12 protein-coding genes are annotated in these 17532 nt (G+C 32.9%); 8 read left to right on the top strand and 4 right to left on the bottom strand.

Going from position 1 to position 17532, the window contains the following annotated elements; genetic code table 11:
* The first annotated feature begins 50 nt into the window (after window positions 1-50).
* The 3 genes from BAZ10_RS17750 to BAZ10_RS17740 all read left to right on the top strand — a co-directional run bounded on the left by BAZ10_RS17750 (window position 51) and on the right by BAZ10_RS17740 (window position 2704).
* Window positions 51-377, top strand: coding sequence for a DMT family transporter (locus BAZ10_RS17750; protein ID WP_078773174.1), 327 nt, complete (start codon window positions 51-53; stop codon window positions 375-377).
* 321 nt (window positions 378-698) lie between these two features.
* Window positions 699-2174, top strand: coding sequence for a helix-turn-helix transcriptional regulator (locus BAZ10_RS17745; protein WP_078773173.1), 1476 nt, complete (start codon window positions 699-701; stop codon window positions 2172-2174).
* Window positions 2175-2275: 101 nt separating this feature from the next.
* A complete protein-coding gene (locus BAZ10_RS17740) occupies window positions 2276-2704 on the top strand; it encodes an anthrone oxygenase family protein (RefSeq protein ID WP_078773172.1) in 429 nt (142 codons plus the stop codon).
* 275 nt (window positions 2705-2979) lie between these two features.
* Here the strand turns inward: BAZ10_RS17740 and BAZ10_RS17735 are convergent, their stop codons facing one another.
* The gene (locus BAZ10_RS17735) at window positions 2980-4101 is read right to left on the bottom strand and encodes a glycosyltransferase family 87 protein (RefSeq protein WP_262488191.1); all 1122 of its coding nucleotides are present in this window, start codon (window positions 4099-4101) and stop codon (window positions 2980-2982) included.
* Window positions 4102-5127: 1026 nt separating this feature from the next.
* Here BAZ10_RS17735 and BAZ10_RS17730 point away from each other — a divergent pair.
* The 5 genes from BAZ10_RS17730 (at window position 5128) to BAZ10_RS17705 (ending at window position 13145) form a co-directional block, all read left to right on the top strand.
* The gene (locus tag BAZ10_RS17730; RefSeq protein WP_078773170.1) at window positions 5128-5334 is read left to right on the top strand and encodes a hypothetical protein; all 207 of its coding nucleotides are present in this window, start codon (window positions 5128-5130) and stop codon (window positions 5332-5334) included.
* A gap of 39 nt (window positions 5335-5373) precedes the next feature.
* Window positions 5374-7008 carry an FISUMP domain-containing protein gene (locus BAZ10_RS17725; RefSeq protein WP_165690105.1) on the top strand — a complete coding sequence of 545 codons (1635 nt, stop codon included), beginning with the start codon at window positions 5374-5376 and terminating at the stop codon, window positions 7006-7008.
* A 358-nt stretch (window positions 7009-7366) separates the two neighbouring features.
* Window positions 7367-8800: a hypothetical protein gene (locus tag BAZ10_RS17715; protein ID WP_078773167.1), complete on the top strand. Its 1434-nt coding sequence runs from the start codon at window positions 7367-7369 to the stop codon at window positions 8798-8800.
* Between the two features lie 39 nt (window positions 8801-8839).
* Window positions 8840-10282: a tetratricopeptide repeat protein gene (locus BAZ10_RS17710; protein WP_078773166.1), complete on the top strand. Its 1443-nt coding sequence runs from the start codon at window positions 8840-8842 to the stop codon at window positions 10280-10282.
* 619 nt (window positions 10283-10901) lie between these two features.
* Entirely contained in the window at window positions 10902-13145 is a 2244-nt protein-coding gene (locus BAZ10_RS17705) for a CocE/NonD family hydrolase (RefSeq protein ID WP_078773359.1), read from the top strand.
* 48 nt (window positions 13146-13193) lie between these two features.
* Here BAZ10_RS17705 and BAZ10_RS17700 read toward each other — a convergent pair whose 3' ends face one another.
* From BAZ10_RS17700 to BAZ10_RS17690, 3 genes are all read right to left on the bottom strand, one after another.
* Window positions 13194-15641, bottom strand: a complete 2448-nt coding sequence (locus tag BAZ10_RS17700; RefSeq protein WP_078773165.1) for a bifunctional YncE family protein/alkaline phosphatase family protein — start codon at window positions 15639-15641, stop codon at window positions 13194-13196.
* A gap of 153 nt (window positions 15642-15794) precedes the next feature.
* Window positions 15795-16478, bottom strand: a complete 684-nt coding sequence (locus BAZ10_RS17695) for an MBL fold metallo-hydrolase (RefSeq protein WP_078773164.1) — start codon at window positions 16476-16478, stop codon at window positions 15795-15797.
* 52 nt (window positions 16479-16530) lie between these two features.
* Window positions 16531-17118: a Crp/Fnr family transcriptional regulator gene (locus BAZ10_RS17690; RefSeq protein ID WP_078773163.1), complete on the bottom strand. Its 588-nt coding sequence runs from the start codon at window positions 17116-17118 to the stop codon at window positions 16531-16533.
* Window positions 17119-17532: the final 414 nt, after the last annotated feature.

The following is a 17532-nucleotide window of genomic DNA, read 5'->3' as shown; positions in this document are numbered from 1 at the left end:
TAAAATATAATATGCAGTAAAGTCATGATTTTTGTACAAAATATAAACATATGAACTGGATTATTTTAGTTATTGCAGCATTATTCGAAGTAGGCTTTGCCTCATGCCTTGGAAAAGCAAAAGAAACAACCGGAACAGAATCTTTCTGGTGGTATGGAGGATTTATACTTTGTCTTACTATAAGTATGGCCTTATTAATAAAAGCAACACAGACATTACCAATAGGTACAGCTTATGCTGTTTGGACAGGTCTGGGAGCGGTAGGAACTGTTCTTATGGGTATTTTTGTTTTCAAAGATCCGGCAGGCTTCTGGCGCTTATTTTTCCTGTTTACTCTTGTAAGCTCTATTGTCGGGCTAAAGGCCGTATCCCATTAAACACATTTCATATCTTTACTTTATTTTTTTATAATCAGATTATTTATGAGCCTTCCTTTACGGAAGGCTTTTTTAGTATTTAAAATCATGAAGTACCTGATATTAAAATATTTGATAATCTCGATTTTGCTATTGTTAATTTTTCAAACCATAAGCAAAACGAGATTACATATTTAATCAGAAAAAAACATATAAATAACAACTATATCATTTTACCCGTAAATTATTAATAAATATTATACTATATCAAAACTAATAGTATCTTTGGTGACGGTAAATTCATTTTTAAAAACTTTATTAAAATACGATATCTAAAGGACTATGCAGAAAGTAGTGCTCTTATTTTTCGTTCTATTATCATGTCTTGGAATAGCCCAGGACAAAAAAGAAATAGACAGTCTTCTCAGTAATATTGCTAAACTAGATAAACCAAACTCAAAACCTGGCTCAAATACCGGTAAAGTAGACGTAATATTAAAAATGAGTACAGAAGCCTATTATCAAGCTAAGGAGATTGATTATTCGGAAGGACGGGCAAAAGCATTAATTTTCATTATCAAAAATTATATACACATTGGTGATTTCAAATCTGCTCTTGAAAAAATAAATGAAGGACTTTCCTTTACCCAAGAGGAAAAGGTATTACGGCAATATAGGATTTCTTTTTTTCTTTTAAAAGGATCAGTCTTATCTCAGTTAGGATACAGTGATGAAGCTAAAATAAACTTTAATAATGCTTCAGAAATTATAGAAATGGTTCCTGAGTTTTCAACGGATGCCGAACACTATAAAAAAATATTAAAACATGCTTCCTTTATTTTAGCCTACGAGCAGGAAAAAGCTCAACCTTTGGGAAATAAAAAGGAAAATGAACAGTATTTACAGGATGCTTATAATGAAGTCAGACAAATCAAAAATAATAGTACATTAAAAACAATATTATATGTTCACTGTCTGCGTTCTCTTGTATCCTATTATACAGAATCAAATGAGCTGAATAAAGCTGAATATTATATTACAGAAGGAGACAAGCTTTATTCAGACTATCCCGGCTGGCTTATCAAAAGGAATTTCTTGCTGGGTGCTATAGAAAAAAAGAAGCAAAATTACACAAAGGCAATTGAAGCTTATAATATAGCTTTGAATGTAGCAAAACAATATCAAGATAAATATGCCGAAAAACAAATATACAACTGGCTTTCAGAATGCTACCATGAACTAAAAGACTATAAAAACGAATCTCTGTATCTCGATAAAAGTAAGAAGCTAAGTGATAGTCTTAACCTTGCAGAAAAAGTCACTACAGGAGAAGTTTTGAAACAAGAAACAAAAAATAAAAGTGAAGAAACTTCTTTTTGGAAATCTTCAATATTATATTATGCCATCGCAGTACTTCTAATAATTTTTGTTTTGGTAATTATTCTAAAACAAAAGTTTATCAGGAATAATACTGCTGATCATATAGCAGAGAAGTTCACTGAGTACGAAGAAGAACAGTTGAATCACGAAACTCTTAATCTGCTGATAGGTCTGGCTGAAAAAGATGACCCTTCTTTTTATTTTAAATTCAACGAGGTATTTCCTAATTTTAGTGATAACCTTTTAAAAATAAGCCCGAAACTTACACAGTCCGATATCGAATATTGTGCAATGATGAAACTAAATTTTGATACTAAAAAGATAGCTTCAATAAAGCGTTTATCTATAGGTGCTGTGGAAAGTAAGAAATACAGAATCAGAAAAAAACTGGATATATCTACTGAGGAAAATATCTACATCTGGCTTATGGACAAATAACCAGTTTTATTACATACAGCCTGTAACAAACTATTAAATTATATATTTATGAGTTTTTTCAGGAAATCACACTTATCCTAACCGGTATAACCACAGCACTAATGGACGGACAATTCTTCTCTTATTCTGTATCTGTCAGCTGGGGATTGAGAAAATTAGCTGATCGCGAATATTTACAGGCGATGCAAAGTATTAACCGGGAAATACTAAATCCTATATTCTTCACATGTTCCTTTGGAGCTCTGGTTACACTTCCAATAGCTGCTTTTCAGCAATACCATCAAAACCAGACTTCATTTTTATTGTTACTACTAGTCTCTTTATTCTATATCATTGGTGTATTTGTAATCACTTCAATATTCAATGTTCCTTTGAATAATAAACTAGTTTTATCAGACCTGACAAAGGCTACGGATATATCCATAAAACAAATGCTCAACAATTTTGAGAGACAGTGCAACAATTGGAATTCTGTAAAAGGCTTTTCTTCTGTAGTTAGTATAACTTTGGTAATTATGGCCTGTGTTTGAAGAAAATAACGCCATGACCTATTATAGCTTTCTTATATTAGATTAGCTAAAATAAAAATGGGCAATTAAAAATTGCCCAAAACTAATTAAAATTCAATTCTCTAAGTAAATCGAAATGAGAAATTTGAATTTAACCGGACACCATTCTAATCCGGTCATCTAAATCTGCAATAAACTACTGAGGCAAATATTATAAATTAAGTTTAAAAAACATAAAAATACCAGGCTACATATATCCTACATTAATATACCTGCTTAGAAAATATACATTTCCTTTATATAACAAATTTATTTCTCAAAATTCGCCTTCGCGTATTGTTATCAGAAAATTTAAAAAACAATATTCTAAAACTTAAATCCAACCATATAAGAATGTAGGTCAGAGCTTTTAAAACATAAAGAACTACATAAGTTTCTCTTATATATTTGGAATAAACATCTGTAGAGGATAAACCGGTAGTTATAACAGTAAATATAAACAGTCCCCATATACCAATATTTTTCTTAACACATGCAAACCAAATCACAACTCCAACAGAACCAATAATATAATTATGTAATCCTATATTTGTATTAAAAATTATCAGACATATCAAGACATAAGCAAGGATCATAAGGCGAAAATTCACAAAAGGATACATCTTAGTTCTTAGCAGACCGAGTACCAATAATAAAAAAGCGAAAATATAGCCATACAACGCATTGATATATAATCCCATAACTATCCTGATAAATCCTAAAATAGAAGGATTTGACATTTTACTCTTTAGCTCATTATCATGGTTTTTAAAAATGTGCACAGTAAACCACTGCTGATAGCTTTCTATAATAAAGCCCGGACCAGAAATAAGCATTGGAAGATAAAAAAAAACAAAAGCAAAAAGAAGTATTGAAAGAAGAAACTGTTTCTTACCTTTAATGAAAAAGAAAAAAGCCAATGCAGCAATACCATACAGCTTCACAGCAAAACCAATAAGCATTGCAAAAGCCGATTTCATCTCCATTCGTTTTTCTATGCAAGAAAAAGACAGGAGAATAAGTCCTGTAAGTGCGATATTAAAGTGGAATAACAGCAGGGCTGTAAAACATTCATAAATGATAATCCAGGCTATAATCTTTTTATTGAATCCAGAAACAGGTAAGCTAAAAATACCGAGGAGCAACACACTAATGTTAGACACATTCCAAAGTATCAAGGCAACACCATCAGGCAATAATGCAAAAGGAGCAATAATTACAGAGAAAAAAGGACCATAATGATTACTATCAAAATACTCTGTAGGATAGTTATCATAAAGAGGTTTCCGATTCAGAGTATGCCAGAATACGGACTTCAATATTAAATAATTATTGTATTTCCCATACACATACTGCCTAAGAGCCGCTATAACGGCCATTAAAATATAGAATATAACAATTACATTTTTCTTCAGTATGAAGCGGTTAATAAAAGTTCGTAAATATTTAGAAGAAAGAGCCATATAACAGGTTTTAGTCCATAGATTTTGAATGGCTCAAAAATCAAATAATATTTCAAATCCTTTATTAGTTCCTCATAGTACATATATAATACATATTTATCAAAGCCCTATTTACAAATAATACATCTTAATACTCAGAAGATTATTGAGGATATAATAAATAAATTTCATTCTACTCTTAAGCAAACGGGCTTATACTGATATACAGGTAACCTATTGAATACAGCATGTATAATTTTTGTAAGGCAGATTATACCCAGGCTATTATGAAAATAATTCCCAATGTAATTTATTATCTTAAAAATTGGAATAGGTTATCTGAGTCAACTCGAATGTGATTGTAATATATTTTTTACAAGCTATTAACAATAGCTTTTTTCAGTTGCTTAAAACAAAGATTATAAGCAAGCGACTCTACCAAATCTCCAATTCATAAACAACGCTTCTATCCTGTTCGTTGTTTTAAATTTTAATCCAGAACAATTTTCCATTTCAAAATGCTTAATTATTTATTGAAAAACAATAAAGCTATTGTAAAGTAAGTTTTTCGGGATTTTTATACAAAACAACAACACTACTTATATGATACATTACCTATCAACTAAAAACGGTTAAATGCTAAAAAAACAGCTCATTAACACCCTAAAATCACCACAAATACTAATGATGTAGTATGTATGTAGAATGCAATTACACCAATGTATCTATTAAAATGAAAAATCAAAAAAATAAAAACATAACATATTGAAAATCAGAAAGTAAAAACAGAGAATTATCCATGTAGGGTCATAAAAAAACATGTTACTCTAATAATTTTTTGATTTTTACACCACAAAACACAAACATTAAATAACATATGCATTATCAACCATATAGTAGGAATAAAAACAACACCTACATAGGAATGTTTTTTATAAAAATTATTAATTACAATAAATACAAATGGAAAAGAAACAAAAAACACAAGACGAATTAAATGCTAACCATGAAAAACGAAAGTATGTTGCTCCTTCTTTAAGTGTTATACATATAGAGATGGAACAAGGTATTGCAGCAGGCTCGGCCACTGTTACAATTGAAGACAAGAATAATCCAATTATGGAAGATTGGGATACAGGTACTGGTATTGATAAAACAATGGATTGGTAAAAAATAAAAAAATTCAGATATTAAAATACGATGAAAAAAATGAATAAAAACATATTAAAATTTCCTGTGACAGGAATTTTTATACTCGCCCTATTTTTAAGCTTTAATTCCTGTCGAAGTAATGATAATATTAATCAGGAACAAACTAAATTTGGCCAAACCAGATTACAAATAAACATGCAAGGAATAGAAGAAGTTGGGAATGAAGATAATAATCTTGAAACTACAGCCTCTATTAACAATACAAGTTTCTCAACAGGTGTACAAACTCAGAGCATTCCTTTTGATAATAATTATTCACTTGTAGCTACCCTTACTCCCGCATCTTCTGCCTTAAAAAGCAGTGCTCAGGCATCTCTTAACCCTCGCGCCGGCATTCCAACTCCTTTGAATTCAGGAATTATGTACAAAGTTATTGTATATGATAGCAGTACAGGAGCATACATTACTGAGAAAAACTACATTACAGGGCAGAAATCAGAAAGTATAGCATTAGATTCCGGCATAGAATATACTTTTATTGTTTATTCAATTAATAAACCTGGAGAAATACCTGCCATTAAAAATGGAGAAAATTTGAAAACAGCACAATTAAGTGGTATAAAAGATGACCTGATGTTTTTTAAAAGACAATTAACATTAACTCCCACTGACACCAACACTCTTGACATTGTTTTAAAACATCAGTTTAGTCAGATTACTACTACAATTAATGCTTCCGTAGTAGGAAACATCACAGAAATAAGTAATGTAAAAATCTTGCCTTCAGCTAATTCGGCAAGTATACAATTCAATGATAGTAATAATAACAGCCCTATTACTTATACAGACAAAACAACTGGCAACCTTGTGAACTTCACCAGTATAGGAGCCACTACAATTACGAGTAGCCCTACACTATTAATTGCTTCTTTAACAACAAGTGGAACAATAAGTATTGGTAGTATTACCATAAATAAAATAACTAAAAACAACTTAACATATAATGGAATAAGGGTTAAGCCTGGAGAAAGATATAGCTTGTCTATCACCCTTAAACCTACTACAAACGGGGATTCTTATATTATATATGATGGGCAACCAGCTGCTCGTATCAATGGTCAGATTTGGATGCGTCATAATCTGGGAGCGGATACCTCTGTAAATCCAGACTCGAACCCGTCGCAAAAAAGTTTGCACGGAAACTACTACCAATGGGGGAAAAAGCGGGTGGTTGCTGATGCATCAACACAACCAAACGAAATTCCGGGATGGGAAACCTCTCCGATTCCAGCAGGAAATGCGTGGAATACAAGTAAAACCAGTAACGACCCATGTCCTCGCAGTTATAGAGTCCCTACTGCCAGCGAGTTTCAGGCATTGCTCAACGTAACAAGCCAGAGTAGAATTGGAACATGGGATCCATATGATCCTAACGGTAATCCAAATAATTATAGTGCTGCGGTAGTAATAAAAAGTAATAGCAATAGTAATGTTCAGTTGACAATACCAGCTGCAGGAGCACGCAACGGAGCTGCAGGCAGACTTAACCTACGAGGAATGTATGCTTACTTATGGTTTAATAATGCAAATAATGGAAATGCATATTATTTTGCGAGCATAGACGGTCTAAAAGTTATACAATATAGTGCCAATCCGATGACAGGAATGCCAGTTCGCTGTATAGCTCAATAAATCAATTTTTGCAGTTTAGAAGCAAAAGATTATTATAATGTGTAAACAAATAATGGCGGATAGTAATCCGCCATTATTTGTTATTAAAGATTATTGTTTTAAAATATATCTAGTAATCATTTTCAAAAGCTCCGGACAATTTTACAAGAAAGCTTATAAAAATAATTCTAAAGATTGGATTTCATTTTTTGTATCTCATTTTATAAATCACTCATTAAAAACTAGATATTACATCAAAAAACGTATATGTATGATACAAGTAGTACCTAAATTACACCAAATGTATGGTCATTTGATTTAATTTCGCAGTCCTACATGGAAGTAATACTGCTTTTTTACAAAACACAAAACAAATAAAATGATTAAAAAAAATTCCCTCTTTAAATTTAGTATTTCAATACTTACCACTCTGCTTTTAATCTCTTGTCAGTCATCTGAAAATAAATTCTATAAGGATTTAGATCTTCCATATATGATTAAGAACGATTCTCTTGCCTACTCTGGAAACTACAATGTATATATAGCCAATAGTCAGAAATATCTAAAAATAGCGGAGGAGAAGAAATATACAGATGGTAAGGCCCTATATAATCTTAATATGGCCAGAATGAGCATCAATAGGCTAAATTATAAAAAAGCTTTAACAGAATTAAATACCGCAGAACAACTTCTTAAATCATCTGATAATAAATTGTATAAAGCCATATTATATAATATGTATTCCCTTCTGAGTAATATTTTGAGTTTAAAGGGGGCGGCATTAGAGTATAATAACAGAGCTTTAAATTGCTTAAAGAAAGCGCCTGATAATGAATTAAAGAATAAAGAGTTATATTTTTCTTATATCAATAAAGCCTTTGTAAGCCTGACAGGAGATTCTATACTAAGTTCTTACAAAAAAGCCAGATTTTATGAAAAAGAAACTATGCTTGAAGCTTTTATTTCTGACTACTATATCCAGATGAATAAACCAGATTCTGCTAAGGTATATTTGGATAATGCGACCGCTTTAGCTCAAAAATTATCTTTTAAAGATTCCAGACGTACTATACTTTACTATGTTACAGCAAGATACCTTAGCAGCATCCAGCAGGATGAACAGGCAAAATCTTATTACCTAAAAGCTCTTGAAATGGAAAAATCCACTAAAGAGACAGGGGCTGGACTTTCTACATCAATCTATCAGGAGCTTATTAAGTATTATAACTCGAAAGGTGATATACAAAATGAGAACATTTACTCGGAATTTTATACTAAAGAGAGTACCCATATTAATAACAGAAAAAATGAAGCTGTCCCTTGGGTCAATCAAAAGTTTATTATGGATATGAAAAATGAAGAGGAAGATTCTCACAATAACCACTCCTGGATTTTTATCAGTCTGTTTATAATTTTTATTCTTTTAGTTGGTTATTATACTTACAAACAAATTAAAAAAATAAATCACAAAAAAAAGCTTATTAAAATTGAAACTACTAAACTTGTAAACAAAGTGAGTGATAAAACATTAGATAATGTTATCGCTCTGGCAAAGAAAAATGATCCTACATTTACATCAGCATTCAGAGAAGCTTTTCCTGAGTTTTTTCAGAAACTTTACAAATTAAATCCTAATCTCGAAAATTCGGAATTAACATTTTGTGCTTTACTCAAACTCAATTTTTCTTCTAAAGAAATTGCCAACTCTACCTCCGTTTTGCATTCCTCTGTACAACAGCGTAAAAGGAGATTAAGAAGAAGACTAAACATTCCGGGAAACATAGATCTTTATACTTTTTTCAATAATCTCTAGGTAAGCAACTAGAAGCACTAAACTGACAACAACAAATGTATGAAACCAAAAATTTACTTATTACTCTCGATTATTATATTATGTATTACCTTTTCTTTATTAATCTTTTATGATCATCATATTACAGAAAATTATGAACAAACTTTTGATCTTCCACTGAACAAAAAAAGTGATGCCTATTTAATTTCCGGAAATGATCGTGCGTATATTAAACTCATTAATGATTATTTAAAAATAGCTGAACAAAAAAAATACCCTGAAGGAGCAGCCCTATGCTATATAAATCTTGCAAAATTAAAAATATACATGGGACATTTCAAGGAAGCCTTTTCTCTTTTAACTAAAGCAGAAGGCATACTCAAAAAAAATGGATCCCTTATTCACAGAGCAATGCTTGCCAATCAGTATAATCTGCTTATAGGCTTTATAAGCACTCAGGAACAAGCCAATGTCTATGGAAAAAAAGCTGTGAATCTTCTCGAAAAAGCCGAAGATTCAGATTTGAAAAAATATATTGAACCTGAGATCTATATAAATAATGGCGATTCTCAAGGACAGAACGATTTAGCATTATCATATTATAAAAAGGTACAAAAACTATCTCTGGATAAGAATACCGATGTCGATGCATATATTGCCCGCTATTATCTGATGAAGAATCAAACAGATTCTGCAAAAACGTATATCAATCATGCCTTTAATATTCTTGAAAAAGAGAAAGGCTCTGTTATAGATTCTTCTTCAGTTTTATGTGTTACAGGGTTATATAATTTCAAAACAAAAAATTATAAACTGGCTGAAGATTATTTTTTCAAGGCACTTCAATCTATTTCAGACAAAAAAAACGTTACAAGTCTTCTTGTTATTTATGTATACAATCAACTTGCTGATTTATATAAAATAACAGGAAATATATACAAAGAAGATTATTACAGAGATCTGACAAATAATAGTATGAATACTTTTTTTAAAGAAGCAACGGAAACAAACTCCTTGATGACTAAGAAAATTATTTCTGATATTAAAAGTGCCGATGAAAAAGCGAAGAGAAAGGAATGGGTAATTATTTTTATAATAACAATGGTTAGTATAACTATAGGTATATTAATTTACAAGCATCTTAATTCTCTTCATCAGAAAAAGAAAATTTTAAAACAGACCGCAGATGATATAAAGAAAAATGTAACATCGAAACTGGATAATGAATTAGTAATTCTAGCTAAAAACAATGATGCCTCTTTTCTGGTGAAATTTCAAGAAACATATCCAGAATTCATCGCTGAATTATTAAAAATAAATCCGGATATGGAGAGTTCAGAACTATACTTTTGTGCACTACTGAAATTAAATTTTTCTTCAAGAGAAATTGCTAATTACACATTTGTCCAAATTGCTTCGGTACAACAAAGAAAAAGAAGACTTAGAAAGCGTCTGAACATCAATGCAGAATCCGATATATATAAATTCCTGAAGGAATTATAATATAGTGTAAAGTTCGACTATAAATGCCGACACGAACACTACATCAAATATTATCTTGTAGTATTAAATTTATAAACTCTACAATGTTGAAATTTAAAACATTGTTCTTCAAATATTTATAAACAAGTATTATTCATGTAGGAGTTCAGTTTTTGATAAACCACATAATAATACCAAAATTTGTAATCAACAAAAAAGATCATTATTGTTACAGGTGCACTCAAATAGTTTATTATTTCAATTTGGTCTGCTGCCCCGGTATTTTAGGACTGTTATCTTTCTTAACAACTAGCAAATGAGGGCTAATCCGGGGCAGTTTTTCTTAATAATCTCAAATACCAAATTATACATCATTATCGTTTGTTTGTGTAAAAAACTATTCATTCCAAATAGTTTCCGGGCAATTTAAATTGCCCGGTTTATTTAAAAAACTGACAACCAATAATTAACAATCGATATCATTCATATTATTTCTAAACGCTCCTTTTCTCTCCGGATAATTATGCATACAAAATAAAACTCCTTTGGTATTTTACTTCATATGACATTGAAAATAAACATGTTTATTTCCCTGTACAAGGATTTTAATTTTGTAATTTTCGCTCACCAAAAAAATGCTATGAAAAAAATACTAGCTATTGCTATCTGCTTTTTCAGTTTTATGCTGTTCTCACAAAATATACCAATGAGCCAGTTTAAAAAAGTAGATTCTTCTAATATAAAATCTATTATAAGCTATCTGGGTCCCATTATAAAAAAGCAGACTGCAGATAGTAAAGAAACTCCTGATAATGATAATTTGTTCCGGATGAATTTTGTGATGGGAGATTATAAAACAGCATTAGAGCAGCTCAATGCTATAAGAAATAGCTACATGAAAGGCAATCCCAAAATAGCCGTCTCAATGGGAGCTCAGTATGAAGTCTATATGAATACTTTGCAACAGCTAAATAACAAACAAGATTTTAATGAAACATATCAGGCAGAATTACTCAAAAAGTATAATTCCTTAGCGAGTAATGCTCAGGTATTTATGCCCGATTTCTTTAGTATTTCTCCAAAAGAAGCTAAAGAAGATCTTAACAGTTTCATCAAAAGCAGCATTACAGGTAAAAGTAGTATTGATTTGAAAACTGCAATGCTATTGTTCAGAAGATATGCTACCAATCTTATTGCTGAAACAACATATACTAAAGGTCTTCCTTTTTTACAAAAATTAGATCAGGAAAGCTTTACGGTAAACGACAGCATTATTGTCTATACGAAAGATAAAAAAGAAATAAGTATTTCAACAGTTGTAAATAAGAAAATACAAAATCCCGGGCCTGTAATTATCGTTAATACAATCTATTCCGCTCCTCAGAATATTGAAACTGCTAAACAGCTGGCGAGTAATGGATACTCTTGTGTCTATATTAATACAAGAGGGAAATATAAAAGTAAAGAGAACATAGAGCCTTTTGAACACGAATATGAGGATATTACTGAAGTAATTGACTGGATTACTCGGCAACCATGGAGCAATGGAAAAGTAGGAATGATTGGTGGCAGTTATCTTGGATTTAGTCAATGGGCTGCTACAAAAAAATTACATCCGGCTCTTAAAACAATTGTCCCACAGGCTCCTGTCGGTATAGGAATAGACTATCCGATGAGCGGTAATGTTTTTATGAGTTATATGCTAAGATGGATTTACTTTACCACGGTAAGCAAACTAACAGATAATGCCGGATTTAGTGATGAGAAAAAATGGAATGATCTTTATAAAAAATGGTATATCAGTGGCCAGGCCTTTAATAAACTGGATTATATAAATGGTGAAATAAATGAAATCTTTCAACGCTGGCTAAAACATCCTTCTTACGATTCTTACTGGCAGGGCATGACTCCTGATCCAAAGGAGTTTTCAAAAATAAACATTCCGATTCTTACAACTACAGGCTATTTCGATGATGATCAGCTTGGCGCTATGTATTATTATAAAAATCATATGAAGTACAATCCAAGTGCTGACCATTATGTTATTATTGGGCCTTACGATCATTATGGCCCTCAGGGTTATGTTATGCCAGAAGTTATGGGTGTAAAAATAGATCCGGTTGCGGAGTTTGATATAAATGAAATTTGTTTTCAGTGGTTTGATTATATACTAAAAGGGAAAAACAAACCAGATTTTCTGAAAGGAAAAATCAATTATGAAGTAATGGGTGATAATATCTGGAAAAGTGCCAGCTCAATGCAGGAGTTTGACCGGACAAAGGTAAAATATTATTTAGGTGAAGATTTAAAACTTAAGGAAAACAAAGTTGGTAAATCGGCTTTCACTACTTTAAATGTAAACTTCAAAGACAGAAGTGATGTTGATAAATTTATACTGACGGATGAACCTCAGCTCATCAGTACTTCAATACAGGAAAAAGACAACAGTACCCTATATACTTCGGAAGTTTTTGATCAAGACACTGAATTAACAGGTTCTTTTTCCGCCAGCTTAAATTTCTCGATTAATAAAAAGGACTGTGACATTGTTGCAGAGCTATATCAGGTTCTTCCAGACGGAAAGTATTTCCTTCTTTCCAAATTCATTACCAGAGCAAGCTATGCTAAAGACAGAAGCAGTCGCCAATTATTAACTCCCGGAAAAAAAGAAACAATTTCTGTAACAGGCACACCATTCGTTAGCAAAAAAATAGAAAAGGGCAGTAAATTACTCCTAAAAATAGGAATCAAGAAAAGCCCGGCATGGCAGATTAATTATGGTACCGGAAAAGATGTAAGTACTGAAACAATAAAAGATGCTGAAATACCTATGGAAATTAAATGGTACAACGACAGTTTTGTAGAGATTCCACTAAAAAAATAAGCAGATAAAAATCTGCTTATAACTTAATAAAGGGTGATCTTTGACTTCTTAGTCATCGTCATCCTCATTTTTATTATTTACCTTTAAAAAAGCTGCTCTTTTAGGTGATGGTGCTGATGTTCCTTTCAGACCCTGCCAAAGGATTTCATTGAATACCAAATCAGGAACAGCATCTTCTTTGGACCAATCATACTTATCACTTAGTACTGCTAACTTTCCTTTTGTTGGATTTCTTTCATTCAAATCTACATTTGCCGTAAGATGGTCAAATGTAGCATAATCAGGCTGACTTGTAAATGACCTCCACATAGGCGTAGCTGCTGCATCGTACTGGGTCATAGGTTTCATACCTAAGATGAGTTCTATAGTACGGATCATACCTGACGTAGAATACATGGTATGGTCTACAAATTTTCTTTTCACATATGGACTTATAAGATAAGCAGGACTACGGTGTGCATCCACATGATCGGGGCCATTTTGGGCATCATCTTCCAGAATAAAAATAGTCGATTCTTTCCAAATAGGACTCTTACTTATATAATCCACAAATTGCCCTACAGCCAGATCATTATCAGCGACATGAGCGTAAGGTGTTTTCTTACCCCCGCGCATCCCTTCTGTATGATCATTGCTAAAGCGAATTGTTGTTAACTGTGGCATTTTGCCTTCTTTAAGCAACTGATCGAAATCTGCTTTCCATTGGCTAAAACGCGTAGTATCTGCTACACTCAGATCATAACTCGTATAACCTGGTGCTACATGACCTTCCAGAGATTTTACATTTGGCTTTCCTTTGTCTGCGAATTCTCCATAGGTACGATAAGATACCTGATGTCTTTTGGCATTATCCCATATAAAACCGCCTTTATTATTGGCGATTTCACGCTCGCCTTCACCTCCATAAGTACCACCTCTGCCTCCATAACTTGAAGGCCAGGTCTTTTCTAAATAATCGGTAGCGTACGCTCCCATACTCCAATTGTGTCCGTCTGCACTAACTTCTGCATCTACATAGAAATTATCCAGCAGCACAAATTCATTTACAATTTTATGCTGATTAGGTGTTATTTTCTCTCCAAACAGACAAAGTGAAGGATCACCATTCCCTTGCTTTACATCACCCAACACCTGATCGTAGGTACGGTTTTCTTTAACAACATAAAAAACATACTTAATAGGTGATGCCTCCCCCACCTTCATCGGAATAGGGTTTCCAACTTCCCCTTCAGTAAGTAATTCTTTATCTTTTGAATAGGGTGTATTTTTGTATACTGCATGGGAATATGCTGCCAGATGTTCAGAATCCGGATCTTGGATAAAACTAAGAGTCCCTTTAAAAAGTCCCGCAATATACTGTATCTCTTTGGGCTTACTTTGATCTCCCGAGTGGCGATCTACTTTTTCTTTCTGATCTGTTGGGTTAGGTCCATATGGATTAGCCTTTGATGATAGTCCTTTACCATTGGTAACTAAAATTGTTTTTCCAACAACCTTTACATTTGTAGGATACCAGCCTACCGGAATAAAACCTTTTGAAACAGATTTCCCCGGATTACTCACATCAAACACAGCCAGACAATTGTTATCTGCATTAGCGATATATAATGTTTTACCATCTTCAGACACTGCAACGCCATTGCTTGTTGATCCACTTGGTGCATTGGGATACAATGCCGCATTCAATGTTTCCACAACTACCCCGTCTTTGGTATTAATAACAGAAACTGAATTATCATTTGCATTTGCGACAAACAGCCATTTACCGTTTTTGCTAAAGGTCATTTCATTAGGATGATTGCCTACCGCAATTTCTTTGATTACTTTATTTAAAGACACATCCCAAACCAGAATCTTTTCTGCACCCCACACACTGATATAAAGCTGTTTCGCATCCGGAGTCAGCATACAGGCATAGCCTTCGGCACCAAGATCGAAACTCGATTTTATAGCCTTACTTTTCAGATCTATAACATAAAGCTTTTTGTCCTCACGCGTAACAGTATACAGCTGTTGTTGTTTTCTGTCATCAACTGCTAAACCTGCAATACCGATTCGGTTTGGCCAGGGCTTTCCCAGAACAATAGAATCTTTTGAGGTAAATTTTCCATTTTTAATGCTGTATGTTCTGATCATATTATCATGTCCACCAGAGGCATACAATGTATTATCATCACTAGAAAATGCAAGCCCATACCACGATTTGGGGATTTCTATACTATCAATTTTTTGTTGCGAAGAAAGATCAATAAGGTCTAGACTCTGTGTACTTTGTCCGTTATTAGTAACTGCCGCAAATTTTTTATCATGACTAATCACCAAATTCAATGGGAGATCACCCAGTTCAATTTGCTTTCCTACAGGGCTTAATGTCCATCCGTTTGGAAGCCCTACTTTATGGCTTTCCAATTCGGCAGTAACCCTATCCTGAGCCGACATCAATTGGAAGACTGTTAACAGACAGGTACTGAAAGTTAAGACGCTTATTCTTTTCATAAGACATATTTACGAAACTTCTGAATGGGACTAAACCTTAAATTTTAAAATTAAAATAAATTTAATATTGACCCACGGATGGCTCAGATTATGATAAATATTTTATCGATATATGAATAAGCAGCTTAGAATGAATTACATCACGATCCGTCTTTAAATAGAAGCACTGCATTTAGCCACAAACTGTTCAAACTGCCTGTCTGTATTTCTCATGACCGGTCCGTGACCAAAACATATAATAGCAGGGTTTAATTTTGCTAACTTCTGAAGCGATTTAATATTGCGTTGCTGATCAGTGGTAAATATATTTGGCGGAAGCCGCAGACCGGTGGCTGTTGTAAGCAGATTCATATTTGTTGCCACATCTCCTGTTATCAGTACACCATCATGCTCACGGAATAAGGAAATATGCCCTTGCGAATGTCCGGGTGTATCTATTACTCTGAAATTTCCGATCTTATCATTTTCACCTACTGTCCGCTCCACTGTATGTCCCTGGCCTGCCCAGTATTTTTGCTGAAGCCTTGCAATCCAATGCTGTGGATTGGGATAATCAGTAGTTACCATACCTGTTTCAGTCCTGAAAACTTCATCAGCATGACATAATAAAGGTATTGAGAACTCAGCACATATCTGATCGCTACAGCCCTGATGATCTGCATGCGCATGCGTAAGTACATGTTGATAAACAGGTATTTTCTGGAGAGCTTTCTTTACAGTGATATACGAACTTCTTATTCCACAGTCCACCAATACACCTTCGATAATATAACAGTTAATGCTGTTGCGTGGCATCAGTGAGATGTGAAACACTTCACGAGCAATTTGACTTAACATATTTTTGGTGCAAATCTACATCGCTGATCACGTCAAAATAAGGACATTTGTCCTATAATACATTAGGTTTGTGTATCTGTCCTTTCGCCCGCGTAAGCGATCGTTGTGTAATTCCCAAATAGGATGCCAGATCCTGCGTCGTTATGCGCTTAACGAGCATAGGTTCGTTAGAAAGGATATGATGGTATTTATCTACCGCCGATTTATTATTGTAATTAAGCATATAACGCTCCTTTTGGCTATATTCCTGTTCAATAACCAATTTAATAACATTATTCCAAGTGCTCACCTGACTAAGGAGATCCTTATAGTCCGGGTAACTTATCCTATAAATTATACTATCTTCAATAGCCCTGATACTCCTTCTGGATTTTTGCTGTGTTATAAACTCCTGAAATGAAGTAACAAATTCATTTTCAAATTTGAAGCAGGTTATATTTTCCTTTCCTTCTTTATTTATAGCAAAAGCTTTTACAGCACCATTAGCGATAAATCCAATATAAGGGCAGTGTACACCCTCTTGAATGAAAAACTCACCTTTTTTTAGCAGAATCGGTTTGAAGAACTGTAAAGAAAAGCTGATTTCCTCAGTTGATAGTTCTTCTATTGAGGATAAGTAATCTTCAAATAATTTAGTCATTTCGAAATTTTTTCATCATTTTATTTTCTTCGTAAACTTCCATAGGTTACATACCAGATCCAGTATTCAAATCTAATCATTATTGTACATTCAAAAAAAAACTTATCCGCTGCTTTTTTAATTTCATTCAGCAAAGTCATTTCCAAACGTAAATTTTCCAATTGTTGATTGATATCATTTTTGTGCAGTTATTTTCCTACTAGTTATTGCCTCAGAATAATCGGTAAAAATTCAACAACATAAATCCTGCTAAAATAAATAGATCTGCCATGATCTATATCATATTGTATTTTTATAAAATGTCCGAATTGTACAATTCCAGAAGAATATAATGTTAGTGGCCTTATCTTATAATTAGGAGCTTTGCATAAGGAACAATAATATCAGAAAAACAGGGAACAATATGATAAGTCT

The sequence above is a fragment of the Elizabethkingia occulta genome, from assembly GCF_002023715.1.
Lineage (GTDB): Bacteria > Bacteroidota > Bacteroidia > Flavobacteriales > Weeksellaceae > Elizabethkingia > Elizabethkingia occulta.
Note: the sequence above shows the minus strand (reverse complement) of the source record. Positions and strands in the feature narration are given on the sequence as shown.